Raw genomic sequence first — 21,101 nt, forward strand, 5'->3', positions numbered from 1 at the left:
TGATCTCCTTGGCCTCAATAAGAGTACACTGCTGCGAATTCATAACTAATCTAAAATAGGATTTAAAGTATTCGACACTAAGCTGGCTTCCATTATTAATAATCATATAATCACCTTATTTCATTTATTTAACGACCTATCTTAACACTTCTTCTCTCCATCAAAATGTTATCTTTCCAAATTCCATTCACCTGCCCTATTTTCTCTCTTATCCCTACAATTCTAAATCCATTCTTTTCATGGATTTTAATGCTTGAAATATTTTCCGCAAAAATATTTGCCTGCAATGTCCAATAATTATTTTCCTCTGATAAATCTACAAGCTCTTTGAGTAATCTGAATCCAACATTATTCCCTATATAGTTTGGATGAACATATACACTCGTTTCTCCTACACCCACATATGCACATCTTGATGATATTTTACTAACAGAAGCCCATCCAATAATAATTTGATTTACTTTAGCTACAATACATGTCTTAAGATCACGGTTCATTTTCCATTTATACCAATCCGGACATTGTGTCTCAAAAGTAGCTGTTTTAGTTGAAATACCCTTTAAGTAAATATCACTAACCTGAGGCCAATCCTTTTCTGTTAGCTGAACAATACTATACTCCATAACTTTCATCCCTTCTACTATTTTGCTTTGAAATATTATTACTACGTTTTAAGGCCCTTAGTCAATATGCTAAGGACCTTAAGATAATTATTTATTCAAAACTTTCAAAACAGATTCCATTTGAGGCTTTGTAGCAAAACTCACTAATGTTCCATTCACCACTACCGCCGGTGTAACGTAACGCAATACAGAATCTTCACTAATGTTCCCAAAGCCACGCTCTTGGATTAACTGACTTAATTTCTTTTGAGCTAATACGCGATCCATTGACAATTCGTAGTTATACAAATGAACATTAACCATTTTATCGAAGTGTTCTTTTAATTGTTCCTTTAATTCTAAGCTTTCTTCAAAAAATTGATTACTCTCTTCACAGCAACCCTCTTCTGAATTATTATCACTGTCACAACAGTCAGTTTGGTTAGTAACAACGCTAGGAAAAATCTCTATTAAATCATTTTTATTCATAGTCATATCCCCCTTAAACTGTCTCATATAAACGATGTACTGGCTTAGGTGGTAATGGACTAAAACATTCATTGTATGTTTCACTCCAATTACTACCTAACTCTTTATTAATAGCACCGATAGAATCTGCTACAACTAAGTTAAGGATAGCAGGAGTTGCCTCAATACGAATATTTAATACGATTCTAAATTCTTTTCCTTCTTTTACATTTTCAACTGTAAATGTAGGTGCATCACCTGTTTGAACCATACTAGCTTTTACATATCCACCTTCAAATCCTACATGTACTTTTAAATGAGCGATAGCCATTTTTTCACGGATAAAGTGCTTATTAAGATTATCCAACAATTTTTCAGCCCATTCACGAGGGTTTATATCTTGCTCTGCTTTGATATCTCCTAAAATATTCATCCAAGCTAACTGCGCTTCACCCTCAGCATACAGTTCATAATCAATATCTAAAACTTTATCTCCGCCTAAATCAGTCGTCAGCCATGTATGAGTTAAAGCTTCTAAGTTATCTCCTCTTTCAGCAGAAAAAGTTTGAATGATAGTTTGCGGGTACCTCTGTTGTAAATATGCTTTCAGTTTAGCAATCTCCTCTTCAGAATAGCGGTCCACTTTATTTAAAGCAATAATATCAGCTTCAGCTAATTGCTTTTCAAAAATATAACTAACTGATTGAGAGAAAAACGGTTTCGTATTTTCATCAAGATTAAGCTCATGTAGCAACCTTGCTGGCTCTACTACAATAGTTAATGGAGCTGTCTTAAACTTATCTGCATAATACTGTTTTAACGGTTGAATAACAGTGGCAGCAAGATCCGTACAGCTTCCAACAGCCTCTGCAATAATTACATCTGGTTGTTTTTCTTTCATTAAAGTGTTTAAGTTATTGTATAAGTCATCGAATTGACAGCAAAAGCAGCCTCCTGTCACCTCTTTAGACTCTAATCCATTTGCACGAGCTAATTCAGTATCGATTAACTCTTTCCCTTGGTCATTTGTTACAATTGCAACTCTATAACCTTCTTTTTCTAACTTTAACGCTGATTTAATCATAGTCGTAGTCTTACCTGCTCCTAAAAATCCTCCTAATAAAACAAGTCTTGCTGTAGACATTTATCGTTCCCCCTATTTTTTATTGTTCATGTATAAATTTATAGACTATTGCTGCTAATAACGCTCCTAACGTTGTTGCAACTAGGTATATCCATAAGTACTCAAACGTACCAGAGATTAAAGCTGGTCCAAAAGATCTTGCTGGATTCATTGATGCACCGCTAATTGGTCCACCAAACATTGCTTCAAGTGCTACAGTTGAACCTATGGCAACCCCAGCAAAGGATTTTGTTGCCTTTCCATGTGTAGCTGAAGTAAAAATAACCATCATTAATATAAATGTTAATACAAATTCAAGAATGAAACTTTGTGTCCAGGATTGACTTGGCAATGTTGCACCCAAATTCGCAATATCCCCAAATATGGAAAGTAAAAATAAGCTAGCGAATGAAGCACCAAACATTTGAATTAAAATATATAGGATAGCTTCTCTTCTAGAAATTTCTTTAGCCGATAATAACGCAATTGTCACAGCAGGGTTAAAATGAGCACCTGATATATGACCAAACGAATAGATTAATGCAAGAACTACTAACCCGAAAGTGATTGCTACACCTATGTGCGTTAAACTTTGAGTTATAGAATTAACAATAATTGCGCCCGTTCCCGCGAAAACTAGTGTGAATGTTCCGATAAATTCAGCTAATAATTTCCTTTTTAATTCTTTTGAATACGCAATTTCACGAAAAGAGTCTAATTTGACAGTGGTAACATAAGAACTCACGACTGATTTATCTCTCATACAAGTTCACATCTCACTAACATTTTAAACAACATCTTTTAAAGATTCCTTCCTCCGGTGGAGTCAACATTTCAAAATATAACTCGTCAATCTTTGAATCTGGATGTTTCCAGTCGTAATGGAACTCATATTCTGTTAACTCTAAGTCTTGAATAGATTGTTTATGCAATAACGGAGATCCTTTATATAGATAAAGTCTTGTTTCATATTGAATTGGATCAATAATATTTCCTAACTCATTGTCTTCTACAAATGATCTAAATGTTGTTAAATCCTCAAAAGTTGTCCAAGGATTGAACATAATAAAAGTAGGATTTAATTTAATATCTATTTCTCTTAAATATGCAATTCCTTGTTCAATATCAGCGACAGAAGTATCTTTTGCTACCGCATCTAAAACCTCTTCTGAAGGGAATTCTAGAGCTGAAGTAATAAATTTAACTCCTAGTTCTTTCATTTCAGCAAGTGTCTTCTTGTTCTCAAGAATGTGATCTACACGAGTTGTGAAATCGTAAGTTAATTCTGGAAATTCTTCGTGTAGCTTTCTTAAAATCTTAATGCCATGATATTTAGCATTAAAGAAATCGGCATCAATAAAAGTTAAATGCGTCATGCCGCCCTCTACTAAGTTTCGAACATCTTGCAAAACAATTTCTTCTGGAACTAAAATAACTTTTCCATCATAAGCGGCAAATACTGAGCAGTATAAACATTTATGATGACACCCTCTTGCAATTTCAGTAGATCCAACCACTTGATCAGATCCAAGTAAACGATTGATTTGTTTTTGTGGATATTTATGTAATGCTGGAAGTAAATGTCTTGAAGGAATATCTAGATGATTGCGTGCCATATATGGATGAACTGATTCTCCTTTAATTGCTTGTTCTGCACTTAAAACTCCAGGTAGGCTCTCTTGAGTTTCTCCTGATAAATGTTTAGCTAACAAAGTTAGAGGATGTTCCCATTCCCCACTTATACAAGAATCACTGTAACGACCCGCAAGTCGATTTGCATTTATAGTTGCATGTTGCCCAAAGAATGTAATATGAGCATCAGGATTTATCTCAGCTACTTTTTTTGCCACTTCAATCCCTGCTGTAACAGCATCAAATAATGGAACAGAAATAGCAACCAATTGTTTGTCTTTAAATTTCTCTTCAACTAAACCTTCTACATATGTATCTAGGATTTCTACATCAAAGCCCGCTTTAACTAGTGGTGTAGCAGCTGTTGCAATTGTGTTGGGCTGAAATCCTCCTTCAAAATTAGAAACCAATAAGATATTCAACTTCTTTCCCCCTATTTCATACTTCAACAATTTCAATATCATTTGTTATACATAATCAACCAATAACACATTCTTGTAACGTTAACTTACGGCCATACTGGATCAATTAAAAACACTACAGTTGCTGCAAAAAGAACTACTTTCATCCCAAATAATTGAACTTTTGTTTTCATAAATTATTTCCCCCTGTTATTAACCTTTTTAACATTTTTTTAAAAATTAGTTTTTGTTACTAACTTTAACTAAATCATAATTCAACAGGTAATCATTGTCAATACATTATTAACATTTATTTTACATTTACTTTTTGTTCAAAATTGTTAATAATAGTGAGTAAGTAGTAAAACACAATATGATTGGAGTTATAATATGTTAGGTCAACGTATCAAAGAGCTAAGAAAACAAAAAAAACTAACTCAAGAGAAGTTAGCTGATGGTATTATTACACGTAGTTATTTAAGTCAAATAGAAAAGGGATTAATTCAACCTTCTTATGAAGTATTAGAGGCTTTAAGCAATAAATTAAACTGTTCTGTAGAGGATTTCTTCGATGTTGTGGAAAACAAAGAATTAACACTCTCTCAAATAAAAAAAGATATTAAGGCAGCAGAAAACCACACTACAGCAAATCTATGGGATAAAGTTAAGAACTTTATTGAGCAAAAGAACTATTTTAACCACCCAGATGTAAATAAGTATGATGAAGGAATTTTGAATTGGATACATGGTAAATATTACGAGCATATTCATGATTTCAATCACGCAATTCCATACTTTACAAAAAGCATTTCCTTATTAAAAGAAGGTAACTATGTAAATGAACTTGTTAGATCGTTAGATTCTCTAGGATACTTATATAGTAGAATTAACAATCACGAAACAGCTCTCTCTACACTGAATAGAGCTTATAAAATAATAATTCATGAACAAATTAGTGGAATTCTACGTGTTTCTTTACTTGCTAATTTAGGTATTGTCCATGGCCGGTTAAGCGAATATTATTCAGCAATTAACTTCTTAGAAGAAGCAATTGAACAAAACGAACAAACACGAACTCATTATAAAGCTGGCGAAATCTATATGGCACTTGGTATTTGTAATATGGAACTCCAACGCTTCGATCAAGCAAAAAAAGCAAATGAAAAAGCCCTTAAGTTTTTCAAACTAAATGAAAACAAACTTTATGAAGCAGGAACATACACAAATCTTGGTATTCTTTCTTCTTATAAAAAAGAGTTTCATCAAGCTCAGTTATCATTTAAAACAGCTCTTAATCTTTATACTCAAAACAATGCAAAACCTAATGAAATTATGAACGTACAGGTCGAATTAGCTAGAAGTTATTTCGCTCAAAAAGATTATGAATCAGCAAAATCAATTTGCTTCGACACGATTGAAACTAAATCGAAGAATAAACATAAAGCACAAGCTTATGAATTGCTGGGCGACATTTACCTTGAAGAACCTAATGAAGAATTAGCACTAAAGTATTATCTGGAGGCAAAAGAAATTGCCGAGTTTATATCGCCAAATAATAAACAAGTTTGTAGACAAATTTGCAAAAAAATTGGAGATTGTTATGTTGTATTGAAAGACTTCGAGAAATCTGCCTATTACTACCAAGAGTGTTTCTAAGTAAAAAAGAACAGTGAATTTATATTGAATTCACTGTTCTTTTTATTTTAGCTATTTGTTAGAAATCAAGTAATTTAAAGAAAAGTATAGGTGTTAATAAATTTTTTCATTTCTCTTTCTAATCCAAATAAATGTCTTATCTTTTGCTAGTGTATAAAAGCAACTTCATTATTATAGTTAGAATAATAATATTTTTTATTTTAAACCTACATTTTCTGTATAATCAGTCTTTTTATAATCTAATTCTTTTCCCACTTCTTTAATTTCCTCATAAGTTTCATCTTTATTAAGCCTATATACTCTCTCTACTTTATCTCCAGAAGATGTGTTATAGATTAATTCAATATATTCCCCATCTTCATAAACTATAATTTGTGTGTTTTTTCTTTTCAAACTCCCTTCCCCATGTTTTTGGTGCGCTTCATTTTCTAATTTAATTACTTGATTAATATTTTTATTGTATTTTTCTTTTCCACTTTCACATGCAAACAAGGTAACAATTACTGTTAGAACACAAATTAGAATTTTTAATTTTCTCAACCAAGTTCCTCCTTTTTTAATGAAAAGTTAGGTACAGGTAATTTATTTTATTTTACAACAAATTAGAATAATTTTACATATTTACAAGGAAAAGAAAGGGATTATTAATATATTCATAGAAATATTATATTTAAGTGCAAAAAATTACAGAAAGAGGGAGTAAAGTGAAAAAAAGTAAAAAGATTGTTTTTTCGTTACTCGGCTTATTGTTATTTGCTACAGTTTTACCATCATCTATTAAAGCGTATATGCATAATGGTTCAAAGATTTCAAACCCAAATAATGCCTACTATTGGATTCATGGTGAATTTAGTAAATATGGGTTAAAAAACGAGGTTTTAAGGGGCATCACCGCTTGGAATCCTTCCTCAAAAATTCAATTTACTAAAGAGTCCAGTCTCCCTGGGGGAGCAAATGTCAAAATTGAATATGTAGATAGATATAATGGAGATATTTATGGCATTTTTCGCGGTAGCGGTAATGTCACTCTTTTTAAAAAATGGCGTGTAGAATTAGACTCAACAACAAGAAAAGAAACTGCAGTTCATGAAGTAGGACATGCCCTCGGTTTAGGACACACTCAAAAAAGCAATAACAGTATTTCTGTAATGCGACAGTATGACTTTAATTATAAAGATTATCCACAATCAGATGATTGGGCTGGAATTAATGCAAGATATTAAAAGGGGGCATTATACAGATGAAAAAAACACTTAAGTTCCTGTCGATAATCGTAGTATTAAGCTTTATCACATTTTTATTTATAGGAAATCCCTTTGTTGAATCTAAGTCAAAAGAGGTCACGTTCGATGCAAAAACTGATGGCTTTAACACTTTGGAAGAACTAGAAAATAATTCTCCAATTATTGTGCGTGGAATAAAAACAGATGAAAAAGAGACAAAAATTTATAGATCTGAAGTTGATGGCGAAGTAAATGGAGGTTTCACTTTATCTGGTTTCAAAGTAAATAACGTATATAAAAATAGTAAACAGGATACTAATATATTAGCGGGCAAAGAAATTCAAATAACCGAAAATGCTTATTATGATAAACAAACAAATACAACTTACAATATCAATGGCTACACAAACATGGTTAAAGAAAAAGAATACTTATTATTCTTAATCCCAGTAGATGATGGCAATTATGCAACTCGTGCCGTTACATTTGGGAAAGTACCTTTATATACACAGAAGACAACCATCAATAAATCCTCTACACTTTCAGAAGATCATATTCAAAGTGATGGTGTTATAGAAAGTATTTTCAAAGATGCACGAGGAAAGTATAAAGATTAATACCAAGAACTATCCAAGTTAAATAAAGCAGAACCCATTCTGGTTCTGCTTTATTTGTTTCTATGTTACTTCGAAAGCAAATTGTTTCATTCTTTTATTATATAATACAAATAACATTAATAAATCCATATAACCTTTATAGCTCTATAGATAATTTATATGATTGTTTTCAAAATATAATATACAACCACCGCTATAATACCAGCCCCTGGCAGAGTCACTATCCACGACAAAATAATATCTCTAATTACAGACCAATTAATCGTTTTTGCCCCTTGCTTCATACCTGCTCCAATGATAGCAGAAGTACTTACATGCGTTGTTGATACCGGTAACCCTAATTGACTAGAAGACATTACTAAGCAAGTTGTCGTTATTACAGAAGATAAAGAACTATTTTCATCAAGTTTTGTTACTTTACGTGCTAATAAATTTGTTACAGCTAATCCCTTCACAAGACTACCAATACTCATTGCAACAGTAACCAAAAGGAATAAGGATAAGTACGATTCATCTCCACCATTTTCAAATCCATTTAATGTTGCTACGAGTAACGCGATTGCTACTATTTTAGGAGTATCATTAACAGATCGTACAAAACAAATAAGTCCACTAGATAACCAAGCAATACCCTTTCCTGCTTGAGGATTAATATGAATTTTATTAACAAATAGATTAAGAATCCAGGCTACTCCGAGACCTAATACAGGACTCAAAAGTAAAGGCAATACAATTTTGCTCACTAAATTTCCCCATAAAACACTGGATACACCATGAGATATACAAGCTACCAAAATTACTGCTCCTATAATTGCGTGGGTTGTTGATACTGGTAATGAAAATTTAGTAGCTAGTGCCACCCATAAAGTTGCCCCAATAGCCATAGCCAATGCCATAGTAGCTGAAAGTTGATAAGAAGAGTTCATTAATCCCTCTGTAAATAGCTTTAATATTTTTGACGCGAAGAAAACCGAAAGCCCTCCTCCTATTGCAGTCATTATAGAACCATATAATAGTGCTGTCTTTTCCGTAGCAATTTCAGCAGCCACAAGAGGCGCAACGCCTTTCGAAACATCATTTCCACCGTTCTCTACGGCTAACCACGCTACAATACTTAAACCAATAAAAGTCATAAATGAATAACCTGGAAAAATACCCAAAGCATAAAATATCATTGTAATTACACACGCCAGTACTAATCCTGTCAAAGGATTGGATGTGAAATTAAACTTCTTATTTATTACTGTTTCCTGTCCAGAACTAACTTCAATAGGTTGTTGATACACACTTTCTTTCATAAACCCCATCATCCTTAATATATATTTAGTTTAAATATCCCTTTTATCCATCACCCAAGTTCCAATATGCTATATATTTTCATGTTGTCTCCCCTTACAAACATAAAACTTTCTCTTAATCAACATATTGGAGGAAAAGAACAATGAAATTCATTTTGATTCCACTGCTCTTTTAATTAACATTTCATAAACCGCTGGAGAAACTAACTTCTTGATTTCTTCATGATTTACTTCATAAAAAGACCATTGCGCTTGATTATGTTTTGTTATGATTTTGCTACTCAACAACAGCTTTAAATGATAAGACATCTTAGATTGAGGCATCTTAAAAATTTCTTGTAAATCGGAAACACACAATCGATTATTTTGTGAAATTTCATAAAGAATCTTGAGTCTTGTTTCATCCGCCAGTGCCTTGAATTTTATTACATTGTCATTAAGCATCCTAAACTACATCTCCACTAATTCACTAATAGCCAATTCAAAGCAACCATTCAACGAATCAGCTATCTTTTTTGAACTTTCTTTTGTATTACCATCAACAATATAATAGCCAATACGATCAAAGTTACTAGTTGTCTTATTTACTCTTTCCCCTTTATTTACATACCAGTGTATTTCTTTAATAGATTCTGCTCTAAAGTTTTCATTGAAAGATATGTAACCTTCTTTATCAGCAATTAAAAAGCGAATTGAAGAAGAAGAAACTAATTCTTTGTTGCAACAACTATTTTTAATAGGCAAACCTAGGTTAATTCTTAATGCTATTCTACGTAAATCTATTCCTGTCACATACTCTACAAGATCAGTTATTCTATCTCCTCCAGGTCTAGCATTAACCTCAATAACCTTAGGTCCGTCACTTGTCACTTTAACTTCAGTATGAGTTACCCCAAAGTCAACACCTATAACATCTAAAGCATTTATTACAGTCTCGTGAATAGATGTTTCTATATCTTCCTCAAGAACTGCTGGGAAGTTATGTCCCACCTCCACAGACAGAGGAAAAGGAGTTACTACCTTTTCAGTAACACCTACTATAGTAGTTTTACCATCTATAGTATAAGATTCAATGCTATATTCTGGTCCATCTAAATATTCTTCTACAATTGCTTCAGGATCTAGAGTTTGTCCCACTAGATTTAATTTTGAGTGACTAATTACATCTACAGCTTGTTTGACTTCATTGTAATCTTTACAAAGATATACGTTCTTACTTCCCGAATCATTAGAAGGTTTGACAATTACCGGGAAAGAAAAGTCTTCTAATTTCTCATTCAAGTTATCAAGTTCCCTAATAAGAACAAATTTCACAGAACTTACATTTGAATCATTTAACTTTTTACGAGCTAATTTCTTATTCCGACAAGTAATGGCCGTTTCATAGGATAAGAATGAATTAATCTCTAAAATTTCACCAACTTTTGCGGCAAGTGGAATACGATATTCGTTTAATGTGTAAACGCCTACTATATTATATTTCTCACTTAACTCCTTACATTTTCCAACAACAGTTTCTTCATCATTTAGATCAATTTCTACTGGTACTTCAACACTGAACATTTCATCAAAGGAAATATTCTTTCTTATCAAAATAACGCCATAACCTAATTCTTTTACTAAATCAACTTCATTATCTCGAGGACTAATAACAAGCACATACTGGTTATTCATATTGCTCCTCCTTATTCACAGCAAGTCGATGTTGTTTTTGTTTCTACTTTGATATCAAGTAGGCTTCTTGTTTTTTCTGCACTTACTGCAATAGCAATCGCATTTACATGACCAAGTTCTTCTTTTGTAAATCCAATTTGTCTCGCTTGTAACACAGCACTTTTCAGTAACTTTTCATTACCTGTTACAGTAGCTGCTGTAAGAATAGCTACAACTTTTTCTTTATCAGTTAGAACTCCCCCCTCAATAACCTCATTGAAAAAACCTTCAAATTTCTCATTTAAATTTTCGTTTAATGCTAACATTATATTTCTCTCCTTTATTAACATTTTTAACTTTTTTAAAAATGCATTATTTTGTTAACTAAATAATACCTATATTATTAACATCAGTCAACAAAAATTCAGAAAAATAAAAATGATAAAAAAGTAAATACGTGTTGACAATGCAATTAGTTGTATTTTACAATCAATTTAGAAACAGTTGCAGAATACAACTAATAATAACTTTAGAAAAGTGGTGGGAATATGACTGATATCTTAGGTTATAAAAAAGAGGCTTATCAACTTCGTCAAATGCTTCAAATTTTAATTAGAAGGTTTGGTTTATTAGAAAAGGAAGGCGCACAATGTTGTGGTGTTTCCCTTATACAAAGTCATATCTTATTTGAGGTACAACGTCAGAAAAATCCTTCTTTAAATGAATTAGCTTCTTCATTAGGATTAGATAATAGTACATTAAGTCGTCACATTCAGGGTCTTGTAAATAAGAATCTTGTAGAAAGAACACAATCTCCTACAGATCGACGATATTTATCTATTACCTTAACCCCTGAAGGTGAGAAATACGAAAATGAAATTGGAAAGCAAATGAACACATATATCGAAGAAATACTATCAAATGTTCCAAAAGAAAAACGTATGCAGGTATTAGAAAGTATTGATTTAATATTGGAGGCTATGCAAAGAAGTAGTTGCTGCTAAAGCCTCCTTCTTCTAAGATCTATAGTTGTAAAATACAACTGTTGAAAATAACAATTATATATTAAGGAGGGATTTATATGTCAGAAACATTGACAAGAATATTTTTTGAATTTTTATCATTAAGTAAGAACTTATTAGTTTTATTTATCGGTATTACACTTTTTATTAACTTCATTCAAGCCTATGTACCTTTTGACAAGCTTGAAAAATTAATGGGCAGCAAAAATCCATTTATCGGGAATCTATCCGGAGCCATCCTTGGCTTTGTTACCCCTTTTTGCTCTTGCTCTACAGTCCCATTACTTGTCACAATGATAAATCGAAACATTCCGTTTCAAACAGTAATGACATTCTTATTTACTTCTCCACTACTTGACCCTTGGATTTTAGCATTGATGGCTTACATATATGGAATGAAAATAACAGTAATCTACACAATAGCTACCTTCTTCTTCTCAATGATTATTGGTTGGATCCTAGATAAACGTGATTATAAGCAATATGTAAAAAAAGTTATGGTTAAAGGGAATATTGCTGAACAAGATTTAGCAAGAAGAAAAAGTTTAGTTTTAAATATAAAAGAATCTGTTAGAGAAACAGTTGAATTAATGCGCTCTGTAATCCTTTATGTTCTAATTGGAGCATTAATTGGAGCAATTATTAAAGAAGCTGTCCCAATGAATTTCCTAATGTTCATTTCAGATCAAAATCAATGGTGGGTTGTTCCTGTCGCAGCTATCGTTGGGGTTCCATTATACATTCGTCTATCAACTATGCTACCTATCGCACAAGCATTACTTATTAAAGGATTTCCGATTGCACCAACTATGGCTTTATTAATTGGAGGAGCTGGGGCAAGTCTTCCAGAAATTATTATGTTGAAGAGTATTTTCCACAAGAGATTACTTGGTGCATTTATTGTTTCTGTGTTTACAATGGCCACTTTCTCTGGCTATTTATTCTTAATACTAAATTTATAATGGAGGATGATAACTATGGGTTTACTATCAATTTTTAAAAGGGACAAAAAAGAAAAGGATTGCTGTAACATTGAAATTATTGAAATAAAAGATGAGCAAAGTGAAAAAGAAAGTTGCTGCTCTAAGAATACTGAAAAAGAAGATAAAAATTCATAATAGCTATTATTACCCTAAATCAGCTAAATCTTCATACGAAGGGATGGGATCAAATTGATCAATGAATATGAGTTTTTAATGTTCGCTAAACAGAAGCAAGAAAAAGAAAGAACTCAGTCAAAAACTTTGGAGTTTAGTTCAACTAGTTCTAATAAAAATAAGGTTATTAATCTATTTGAGAGACGAAGAAATAGCCAACAATTAAAACCTTGTTGTGTAGAATGTTGCTAAGCAGTGAGTATTAGCTATTCACATGTAGTACTAACAAAACAGGTAAAACAAAACACCTTGACTTTAATTTAAGTTAGGGTGTTTTGTTTTAAGTATTAACTTGCTTAAATAAGGTACTTTACCATGCATCGCTAGCAAATTATCAAATTGTTTGTAAAGTTATAGTTAATTAATGTTGAATGTAAATATATTTTTCTGTAAGAATGCACCATTCTTCTCTATTTACCTATACTTATATTTTTACAAATTTATTATAAAATATATATTTATTTAAAATATTTTATTCAAAATGTATTATTGGAGTTTTTATGGAGACAAGGCGGTTGTTTGTTCTCCTTTTCTAAAATCACATAATTTTCAAATATATAAAAATCATATCTTAATATTTGGTGTATACTATAATCAACTCGTGGTTATAGTGTTTGCTCCGATTCAAATTATGAGATAGTTTGTTTCATCTTTTTACATTATCCCAAAAAACTTGTAGGGATTCCTACAAGTTTTTTTGTTCTTCTGATCAAATACGATCGGAAGTCTTCCATCACTTAAATACGCGAGTTTATATTTTTTATTACATTTGAAAATTCCTTTAAGAGGACAGTTTTCGGTGTTAATTCATTTGATTGTATATATGTATTAAATTTCGAACCTAATTTTTTTAGATTATCTAGCTCCAATCTACACTCTGAATTTATTCTTAAATCGTTATATCTCTTTTCAAATACATCAATCATAACCCCAATATTCCGATTCGAAAGTTTAATTATCTTATGAGATAATTCGTCCATATTACAATAAGAAAATACAGGTGTATTATAATATACACCATTCACATCTATTACAAATTGCTGGAAGTTCTTATTCAGATCTTCAATTAACTTATTAAAATCGTTAAATTCTTTTTTTGCCAGTAATGCTCTATTAATTTCAACTGTTTTGCTATTAAATTCTTGTAAATCACTATCCTCCGGATTTACTTCATAACCCCAGAATAAGGTAACTGAATCTACATAATCTGTAGCTTGCTCCCCAGCTTTTTGTAGCCCTTCATATAACTCTTGCTTAAGTTCGCTAATTTCCTTTTTAAATAGCCCTACTTTTATTAATTCTCTGTATAGTACAAAAGCTTTAAAATACCACGTAAATTTCATTTCTCCATTAATCAGTTTACGATAAGCTGTATCCCTAGCATCAATAAACACATCATCATCTAATACCATATACCCACTTCTTAACAATTTTATATAGGATGGTGTATCATCTTTAAATTGAATTTTAATTGCATTCATTTCATTTTCAAAAATTTCTACATTAAATATTCCTTTTCGAACTAGTATTTCGGAGAATTTAAAGTAAATAAGATCATTGTAATTATTAGAGTCATTAAAATACTTAATTTTAAAAGCTTTAATGTAATCTTTTGGTTTATTTTTAATTATCATATCTGAATATGTGACATGTGATAAGAAATCAGAATTAGATTTTATAACTTCTAGTTTATCACTTTCTTCTATACCAGTTTTAATTTCAAATGAAGCGGCAAGCGTAAATTTAAGTATTGAAGAAAGTATTTGACCTTCTAAATCCTTATATTTTTCATTATAGTGTCCATAAATTATTTTGAAATCATCTAAAGCTTGTTTCAGGATACGAATATTTTTAGTACCACTATTTTGAGAAGTTGTTTCTATTATTGATAAATTATCCATCAAAAAAACTCTTAATGAATCGTCCTGATAACTTTGAATTATTTCCGTTGTAATTTCAGTATAATCTGAATTTAATGATAAAGTTTTTCCTATAAGCTTTTCTTTTATTCTCTTGTATGTATCCGTTTTATTAAATAATGATCGTAGTTTATTTTCAATTAATTCGTTAGATTCAACATTTGTCCCTGTAAATGCACCTTCTTTTTCCAAAACAATTGAAGAAGTGATCATTTTCATTTCATAATTTTGAGTATTTAATCGAGTGGATATTTCGTCTTCGTTCCCAATAATAATAACTTTAACACCATCATGTTCCACAAAATTATTAATGTAACCTAATATATCTGCAATATCACAATTAGCTCTTTCTAAGTCATCAAAACATAAAACAGTATCATTAAAATTCAGTAAGTTTTCATAATTTATTTCTGTGTTCATGGCCTCTGATATAATGGGTATCTCAAGTTTTTTCACAACTCCAACAGCCATTTTCCCTAACTCTGTTAATTTTCCTCCCCATTTACTTTCACTTATACTTTTAAACGTTTCACTATTTTTAAAAACATGATCTACTACAATTCTTTTATTAATTTCTTCAATACTAGTAACACCATAAAGAGATAGATAGGCGGTCTTTTGCTTCTTGCCTTTTAATTCAATGTTTTCAATCTCATTCTTAAGGACGTTGTTCCAAAAATAAGTTTTCCCACAGCCCCATTCCCCGTTAATTAAAATTGCATAGTTTGTATCTTCTTGTTTTACATAATTAATGACACTATCAATCATATAATTCACTTGTTAGCCCCCTTATAATTAACAATTTTATCATTTTAACTTTGATTTGAACTATATTGTCGAAAAGTATTAGAATTAGGATACTACAGCGATAATCTGCTTTTTATTACTTTTAGCTTTATGCGTGGGACTTACTTTGGAGTTATGAAGATAATACGAAAGAATTAAATGATATATGCGCTACTATTGGTACTTTTTTCTATGTTATATAGAAACTATATAATAAGAATGAAATCTGATTTTCTTTACCTAGAAGATTTTGAAAGCATATAGAACACTTTAAACAAGAATTTGAAAAATATATCAATTATTATAATCACAAACGGATTAAGGCAAAATTAAAAGGCATGAATCCCGTACAATATAGAACTCATGCCCTAAAGGCTGCCTAATGAAGGGTCAGTTCATACTTGTATCTGCTTTTTTCTTAATATAATGTTATGCATGATATATTATTTATCTCACAAAAGAAAACAATTTCTTGAGTCTTGAAAAATCGCTATGCTGCTCTTTTTCAAGACTCATTCTCCTTTATTTATATTGTTTTCTTACATGTAATAACGCTCTAAAATTTTCAGTTATAAACTAATTTCTACAAATTAAGTGCTCTATGTTTAGTATCTCTATTCTGTTTTATTCAAAAATAAATATAGATGTTTTCTTACTTCCGGTAAACTATCAGAATTACATATATCCTTCCACTTAATTAATATATCAGGTATATTTTTCCCATTTTTCTCGAATGACTTATAAGATACACCAGCCAGTCTCACACATAATTGTTTGTAATTTGCATATTCCGCCCTTGAAAATAGTTGAAACTTACTTTCTTGCATAATAACGTTTATATCAGTTTCTTCAATTAAATATTCCAATCCCTCTAGTATATAATCCCACTGCATCTCATTTAATGCATTAGGGACATAAAGTAAACATGTTCCTATATCTTGTAATATGTGATCTAACCCGGGTTGCCTACGGCTATAAATTTTATTTACCCAATTATAAAGGAGAATAATTGGGATTTCAGATACAATTTTTCTGTTGTTATATATAATCCAGAACAAGCAACCTTGACTAGAGTACTTTACTTTCTCTTCATCATTCGAATCCAATTCCTTTTTTAATTTTTGATATATGTAATTAGTTTCATATATCTCTAAGTGCAAAGTTGAAGGAAGAATATGAGAAATTATAATACCCCTCTCTTCAATTTCTTCAAATAAACTTCTTATTTTTTCCCTTGTTCTATTATCAATAACCTTTAATTTCGGAAAAATAACATGAATCATTAGATAAGTCAGATTATATATATCAGTTATAGGATGTCCTTGAAACATATCTTCATCTAGTATTCTATTTTCTCTCTCACTATCCCACCAAACCAATATTTTTTTTAATAGTTCCATGCAATCTTCTTCACTGTAATTTATATCTTCAGGATCCACCTTGTCTGAAAATATTGAATTGGCACTATTAATCCATTCATTTACGAACTTTTTATATTTACTTGCCCCATTATATACACCATCCTTTACAAAAATAGATGGCACATCTTGTTCTATTATCCAATTATAATAATTTTGCTGAACCTGCTCTTCATTTTTCTTAGGCAAACGTAAAAAGCTACTATTATATAAAATTGAAGTTTTAGGTAATCCAGTCTCATTATCAACATTAGTATATAAAGCTTCAGCAAATTCTCCACATTGCTCTTCAGTTAGTCCATGAATCTGGAACAATTTAAATAATCTTAATACTGCCCGATCCCTGGTAGTGACAGACGAATGTCTAACCAATTTTATTAACCTTGTAATAGCCTGTCCCAAAGTTTCATCCGGTCTATAAACCCTATAATTTTCACCCCATTCTATAAAATGAAACGGTTCAAGCCATGTTGAATCCATCCGCTCATCCAAACCATTTTCTCCAATTATCGGAAGTTCTAATAATTCGTTTAATTGCTGACATATTTCCTCATCGTGCATGCCATACAGTACTCTTTTAAACATAGACCTTAAATTAAAATGTAAAGGGTAACAGTTCTGAATTTCTTTAGAATTATACATTTTTATCATTAAACTAAAAATTTCTTCCTTTTTCTCTTTTGAAAAGCGAAAATATATTCTAGAAATGATTTCTAACAAATTAGGAAAATGTCTATGAGAAAATCCATAAATATCCTCTCCCTGAGATATCCCCTTTAATGCTTGCTTGAGGGCAGGAACAAATAACTCATAGAAATATTCAACTCTCTCATCAGTTAAAGAAACAATATACGCCCTAGTAAATTTATTCTTTATTGCTTTAGAATCGCCTGTTCTAATTAAAGCGCTCATAGATAATAATGGTGCAACAAAATCTATCCACCTGGTAGCATTTATAACAGATTTATTAAAGACTGCTATAATCTGGCACCTCTTAGGCATAGCAACTTCTTCAAACAAACGTAAAAATTCAAAAGATAGATGTACTTTTTCATTATTAGCGCCATAAGAAAAGTGATTAGTTTTTATCCCTGGATCAAAATCCTCATTCACTTTTTTCTTCAAATCAGGAGCAGAATCTTTTAATAATGAATCCATAATCTCAATTTCTTGGAAAGGACTACATTTGTATTGTGAAAGTTTCATCCATCTGTCACGATACTCACCAAGGTCCTTGAAACGCATGCCATCATGTTTAATCATTCTTAGTAAATACATTGTCCAGCCTTCTTGAGAAAGTAAAGAGATATCTATTCTATTGGCCTGTAATCGTATGCGAATTTCTTCTAACGCTTCTTCGCACTCCCTTTCAGCTTCAATGATTTCACCTAATTCGGCAAATATAGATGCCCTTTTAACCTGCCAAAAAGGAGTGTTTTTATTTTTAGGCCATTCTTTTAAAATCCGCTTAACACCATCCTGATCTAGCTTAAACAAATGAAAGAGTGCCTGTTCATAATACCATCTTGAAATCCATTCAGAATTTATTTGCACACTATCTTTAGTAGTATTTAACCACCAGTTAAACTCTTCCACATTATGATTACATCTGGCTTCTCTTATGATTGAAAATATTAATTCAACCCAACATTTTTGGAGAAATTGCCAATCGATATTTGAATCCAGATTTGACTTAAAATTCTTAAGTTGTTCTGGATTTCTATGCAGATAATTAGTTTGAAAAATCTCATTAAATTTCTCAATAATTATAATCATTTTATTCTTCCATCTGGGCTCTATCGGTAATAATGATGTCTCAATCCTCCAATTCAATTCATATATAAGCATTAACGCATCCACATCCGTTAACTTATGAATATTATTAAGTATTTCATCAATTACCCAATCTGTTTCTAACCAAAGATCTTTTCTATTCCTTCTAGGAGTAATTACCCATCCCGGATGTAACAAACGAATATGCTTCCAATACCTTGCAATCTTCAGTAATTCTTCTTCTTTAATTTCCTCTCCATAACCAAAATCGCTTCTTATCGATTCGTTCTTATAATTCTTTACTGGAATATCTGGTATATCCTCATGACCGTCATATTCTATTGTTTCTAAACTAGGCCATCCTAACACATCTGCCTTTCTACCACATTTTAGGTTTAAGAGGAACCATTCTAATGCCTTTTTATGCTTTAATACTCCTGGGTACTTATGATCAGGAAATAAAGGCGAGAAATCAATCGGAATAATCCCTCTAGCTTCTAGCATTCTCCGTTGTGTAGAGGAAACAAATCCACAAAAATAAATAGGTGGCGTATTTTCACCTAGATTATCTCTTACCCAACCTATCCAATTTAAAAAATTCGGATCATCCCCTGAAAAACCAACTAAACATAATACATTCTCCATAATAGTTTGTTGTACCATATTAACAAATGGAGCATATTTTTTAGGATAAGTTCGATAGTCTTCTTCAGTAAAAATAAATGGCCTATGTGACGGGAAACTTCCATGTAATTTTACGATTCTAGGTTTCAGACGATTCGGTATATCTGAGGTATTTAGTACTAAACTATAATTTCTATCATATATATATTTTGTTGTTCTTTCTAAAAGCGTATCATAATTTGTTGTGTAGACATCAGCCCAAGGCAGTGATAACAACATTTTATGTAAGTTACCAGGTACATAATTTTCATCTGGTAGCGAATTTAAAATTAGTTGATCAAGAGCCTGTCTCCCGAAAACTTCTTCATATTCACTTGCAAGCTTTAAAACATCCTGGTTATAACTACTATCATAAGGGTGTAATTCCCTCTTCATTTTTTCTCCCAGTTGATTCCATAGCAAAAAGGAATCTGAATTATACGATAATTTTTCGGCATTTAAACTAAAACCAGCCCCTACCATTATAGAAACATTCCCATATTCCCTTCCACACCAAAGGCTTTCTCTTATCTTTTCAATATGATGTTGATCAGGTAAATAAGTCATATCCCCCATAACACTCCCTCCTCTTTTATTAATAATTTTATTATTACCACGCACATAAAGATAGTAAAATATTCCTTTAAATAACATTTCTTCTCGATCTGTAGCTTTTAAATAAAGTTTGATTAAAAAAATGCTACGAACTTTGATTTTATAATAGAAGACTCCCTGTTATTTTGAAAAGATTGATCAAAATAATAGGAAGTCAACTTTATTTAATATATCTATTTCCTTTCTGATTCTTTCAGTAAGATTTTGTAAATAAACCTCATTAATAATTTTCTAATAACCATATCAAAAGGTACACCTTTAGATACATTTTTAACTTTCATGTACTTGGTGTTAAGTGCACCCCTTGAACCATCTATAAAAGTATACCTTTACAGATACATAGAAAACTATAAAAAATCACGTCTATAAATGTCTATTTTAAACTTTACAGACATCTGTTTATTTTATATACTTTTACAGACATAATTGGTAAAATCACCAGTGAGGTGTAGTATATGAAACATAAAAAATTTGGTTATGTTCGAGTTTCAAGTAAAGATCAAAACGAAGAACGACAAATTCAGAATATGAAGGATTTAGGGATAGAAGATCGGGATATTTTCATTGATAAAGAATCTGGGAAAAATATGGAGCGAGAGAACTATCAAATGCTAAAACGTCTTGTTCGTGCAGAAGATACCATTGTATTTGATTCCTTAACAAGACTTGGGAGAAATATGAATGATACATTAGAAGAATTTAGGTACTATGAAAAGCATAGAATAAATTTACAATTTATAAAGGAACCATATATTAACATCAATTACACTGGAGAAAGTACAAATGATGTCATCCAGAGTGCAATTCAAAAAGCAACTCTTACAATATTATCAGCCTTTGCAGAAAAAGAGCGAATTGATATTAAACAACGTCAAGCTGAAGGAATTGCTCTTGCCAGGAAGCAAGGTAAACGTTTAGGACGTCCGCCTGTCGAAATAACAGAAGAATTTATGGATGCTTACAAGGAATGGAAATCTGGTTCAATTACAGCCGTAGGAGCTATGAAAAAGTATGGTATCAAACGTTCCTCATTTTATAAACTTGCCAAACAGTATGAGGAAAATTAAATTGTATA

19 protein-coding genes and 1 pseudogene are annotated in these 21,101 nt (G+C 31.3%); 8 read left to right on the plus strand and 12 right to left on the minus strand.

The window, feature by feature from the left end; all coding sequences use genetic code 11:
• Window positions 1–128: 128 nt before the first annotated feature.
• The 5 genes from QCI47_RS17220 to arsL all read right to left on the minus strand — a co-directional run bounded on the left by QCI47_RS17220 (window position 129) and on the right by arsL (window position 4,247).
• Window positions 129–623, minus strand: a complete 495-nt coding sequence (locus QCI47_RS17220; protein WP_048556853.1) for a GNAT family N-acetyltransferase — start codon at window positions 621–623, stop codon at window positions 129–131.
• 87 nt (window positions 624–710) lie between these two features.
• On the minus strand, window positions 711–1,091 hold the full coding sequence (vcpD, locus tag QCI47_RS17225; RefSeq protein ID WP_048556854.1) for an ArsD-related vicinal cysteine protein VcpD: 381 nt from the start codon (window positions 1,089–1,091) through the stop codon (window positions 711–713).
• 13 nt (window positions 1,092–1,104) lie between these two features.
• A complete protein-coding gene (locus QCI47_RS17230; RefSeq protein WP_000100984.1) occupies window positions 1,105–2,214 on the minus strand; it encodes a GTP-binding protein in 1,110 nt (369 codons plus the stop codon).
• A 19-nt stretch (window positions 2,215–2,233) separates the two neighbouring features.
• Window positions 2,234–2,956 carry an MIP/aquaporin family protein gene (locus QCI47_RS17235; protein ID WP_080349388.1) on the minus strand — a complete coding sequence of 241 codons (723 nt, stop codon included), beginning with the start codon at window positions 2,954–2,956 and terminating at the stop codon, window positions 2,234–2,236.
• Window positions 2,957–2,972: 16 nt separating this feature from the next.
• The gene (gene arsL, locus QCI47_RS17240; protein WP_001023735.1) at window positions 2,973–4,247 is read right to left on the minus strand and encodes an arsinothricin biosynthesis radical SAM protein ArsL; all 1,275 of its coding nucleotides are present in this window, start codon (window positions 4,245–4,247) and stop codon (window positions 2,973–2,975) included.
• Window positions 4,248–4,616: 369 nt separating this feature from the next.
• Between arsL and QCI47_RS17245 the strand changes: the two genes are divergently transcribed.
• A complete protein-coding gene (locus QCI47_RS17245) occupies window positions 4,617–5,882 on the plus strand; it encodes a tetratricopeptide repeat protein (protein WP_048556855.1) in 1,266 nt (421 codons plus the stop codon).
• 195 nt (window positions 5,883–6,077) lie between these two features.
• Here QCI47_RS17245 and QCI47_RS17250 read toward each other — a convergent pair whose 3' ends face one another.
• Entirely contained in the window at window positions 6,078–6,422 is a 345-nt protein-coding gene (locus tag QCI47_RS17250; RefSeq protein WP_048556856.1) for a hypothetical protein, read from the minus strand.
• Window positions 6,423–6,586: 164 nt separating this feature from the next.
• Here QCI47_RS17250 and QCI47_RS17255 point away from each other — a divergent pair, with 164 nt between their 5' ends.
• Both QCI47_RS17255 and QCI47_RS17260 read left to right on the plus strand, forming a co-directional pair.
• Window positions 6,587–7,105 carry a matrixin family metalloprotease gene (locus QCI47_RS17255; RefSeq protein ID WP_230458411.1) on the plus strand — a complete coding sequence of 173 codons (519 nt, stop codon included), beginning with the start codon at window positions 6,587–6,589 and terminating at the stop codon, window positions 7,103–7,105.
• 17 nt (window positions 7,106–7,122) lie between these two features.
• Window positions 7,123–7,722, plus strand: coding sequence for a hypothetical protein (locus QCI47_RS17260; RefSeq protein ID WP_048556857.1), 600 nt, complete (start codon window positions 7,123–7,125; stop codon window positions 7,720–7,722).
• 155 nt (window positions 7,723–7,877) lie between these two features.
• Here QCI47_RS17260 and QCI47_RS17265 read toward each other — a convergent pair whose 3' ends face one another.
• The 4 genes from QCI47_RS17265 to QCI47_RS17280 form a co-directional block, all read right to left on the minus strand.
• On the minus strand, window positions 7,878–9,020 hold the full coding sequence (locus tag QCI47_RS17265) for an inorganic phosphate transporter (RefSeq protein WP_230458410.1): 1,143 nt from the start codon (window positions 9,018–9,020) through the stop codon (window positions 7,878–7,880).
• Between the two features lie 150 nt (window positions 9,021–9,170).
• Window positions 9,171–9,464, minus strand: a complete 294-nt coding sequence (locus QCI47_RS17270; protein ID WP_000930885.1) for an ArsR/SmtB family transcription factor — start codon at window positions 9,462–9,464, stop codon at window positions 9,171–9,173.
• Window positions 9,465–9,470: 6 nt separating this feature from the next.
• Complete coding sequence (locus QCI47_RS17275) at window positions 9,471–10,694, minus strand: ATP-grasp domain-containing protein (protein WP_048556859.1); 1,224 nt, start codon at window positions 10,692–10,694, stop codon at window positions 9,471–9,473.
• An 11-nt stretch (window positions 10,695–10,705) separates the two neighbouring features.
• The gene (locus QCI47_RS17280) at window positions 10,706–10,999 is read right to left on the minus strand and encodes a carboxymuconolactone decarboxylase family protein (RefSeq protein WP_000880521.1); all 294 of its coding nucleotides are present in this window, start codon (window positions 10,997–10,999) and stop codon (window positions 10,706–10,708) included.
• A gap of 222 nt (window positions 11,000–11,221) precedes the next feature.
• On the opposite strand from QCI47_RS17280, the gene QCI47_RS17285 reads away from it, so the two are divergent.
• From QCI47_RS17285 to QCI47_RS17295, 3 genes are all read left to right on the plus strand, one after another.
• A complete protein-coding gene (locus QCI47_RS17285) occupies window positions 11,222–11,677 on the plus strand; it encodes a MarR family winged helix-turn-helix transcriptional regulator (RefSeq protein ID WP_001992779.1) in 456 nt (151 codons plus the stop codon).
• Window positions 11,678–11,754: 77 nt separating this feature from the next.
• Complete coding sequence (locus QCI47_RS17290) at window positions 11,755–12,657, plus strand: permease (RefSeq protein WP_048556860.1); 903 nt, start codon at window positions 11,755–11,757, stop codon at window positions 12,655–12,657.
• Between the two features lie 15 nt (window positions 12,658–12,672).
• Window positions 12,673–12,813, plus strand: a complete 141-nt coding sequence (locus tag QCI47_RS17295; RefSeq protein ID WP_000523765.1) for a hypothetical protein — start codon at window positions 12,673–12,675, stop codon at window positions 12,811–12,813.
• Window positions 12,814–13,589: 776 nt separating this feature from the next.
• On the opposite strand, the gene QCI47_RS17300 is transcribed toward QCI47_RS17295, so the two are convergent.
• Window positions 13,590–15,539 (minus strand): P-loop NTPase fold protein, encoded by a 1,950-nt coding sequence (locus QCI47_RS17300; protein ID WP_230458413.1) that lies wholly within the window; start codon window positions 15,537–15,539, stop codon window positions 13,590–13,592.
• 222 nt (window positions 15,540–15,761) lie between these two features.
• Here QCI47_RS17300 and QCI47_RS17305 point away from each other — a divergent pair.
• Window positions 15,762–15,940, plus strand: a pseudogene (locus QCI47_RS17305) (IS3 family transposase); the annotation flags it as partial.
• Between the two features lie 231 nt (window positions 15,941–16,171).
• On the opposite strand, the gene QCI47_RS17310 reads toward QCI47_RS17305, so the two are convergent.
• Window positions 16,172–19,987: an SIR2 family NAD-dependent protein deacylase gene (locus QCI47_RS17310; RefSeq protein WP_048556862.1), complete on the minus strand. Its 3,816-nt coding sequence runs from the start codon at window positions 19,985–19,987 to the stop codon at window positions 16,172–16,174.
• A 494-nt stretch (window positions 19,988–20,481) separates the two neighbouring features.
• Here QCI47_RS17310 and QCI47_RS17315 point away from each other — a divergent pair, with 494 nt between their 5' ends.
• A complete protein-coding gene (locus QCI47_RS17315; RefSeq protein ID WP_048556863.1) occupies window positions 20,482–21,093 on the plus strand; it encodes a recombinase family protein in 612 nt (203 codons plus the stop codon).
• Window positions 21,094–21,101 lie beyond the last annotated feature (8 nt).

The sequence above is a fragment of the Bacillus cereus group sp. RP29 genome (assembly GCF_040459765.1).
Lineage (GTDB): Bacteria > Bacillota > Bacilli > Bacillales > Bacillaceae_G > Bacillus_A > Bacillus_A paranthracis.